The sequence below is a fragment of the Bacillus cereus group sp. BfR-BA-01316 genome, from assembly GCF_022664195.1.
Taxonomy (GTDB): Bacteria; Bacillota; Bacilli; order Bacillales; family Bacillaceae_G; genus Bacillus_A.
In genome coordinates this window covers 1-867 of the sequence record NZ_JAKUGX010000081.1, presented here as the reverse complement: position 1 = coordinate 867, position 867 = coordinate 1, and the positions used below count along the sequence as shown (strand labels likewise).

Genomic DNA, 867 nt, shown 5'->3' with positions numbered 1-867 from the left:
CCGCAAAAAGAAATGCAGGTAAAACCGCAAAAAGAAATACAGGTGAAGCCGCAAAAAGAAATGCAAGTGAAACCACAAAAAGAAGTACAGGTGCAGCCACAAAAAGAAGTACAAAAAGAGAAACCAGTTGAAAAACCTTCAGTTATTCAAAAACCATCTGTTATAGAAAAACAAAAGCCAACTACGAAGGAGAACACTAAATTTTCCATTAATGTATTGCCACAGCCACCGCAACCACCAATTAAAGCGAAAAAAGAATATAAAATTTCAGATGTAATAAAAAAGGGAAGCGAGTTAATTGCTCCTCAAATTAATAAAATGAAACCTAACAACGTCATTTCTCCGCAAACGAAAAAAGAGAATGTAGGGAACATAGTCTCACCGCAAGTGAAGAAAGAGAATGTAGGGAACATAGTCTCACCACAAGTAAAGAAAGAAAATGTAGGGAATATAGTCTCACCGCAAGTAAAGAAAGAAAATGTAGGGAATATAGTGTCGCCGCAAGTGAAAAAAGAAAATGTAGGAAGCATAGTGTCGCCGCAAGTGAAAAAAGAAAATGTAGGAAGCATAGTGTCGCCGCAAGTGAAGAAAGAGAATGTAGGGAACATAGTCTCACCAAACGTATCAAAAGAAAGTGTTATGATCCCGCAAGCAATACCGCCTAATATTCAAGTACCGAACATAATGCCAATAATGGATAACAATCAAATGCCAAATATAATGCCGATAATGGATAACAATCAAATGCCAAACATGATGCCGATAATGGATAACAATCAAATGCCAAACATGATGCCGATAATGGATAACAATCAAATGCCAAACATGATGCCGATAACGGATAACAATCAAATACCGAACATAATG

1 pseudogene is annotated in these 867 nt (G+C 36.7%); it reads left to right on the top strand.

Annotation, left to right across the window (positions count from 1 at the left end):
* A pseudogene (gene exsA, locus MR071_RS24985) lies at window positions 1-867 on the top strand (spore coat assembly protein ExsA); the annotation flags it as partial.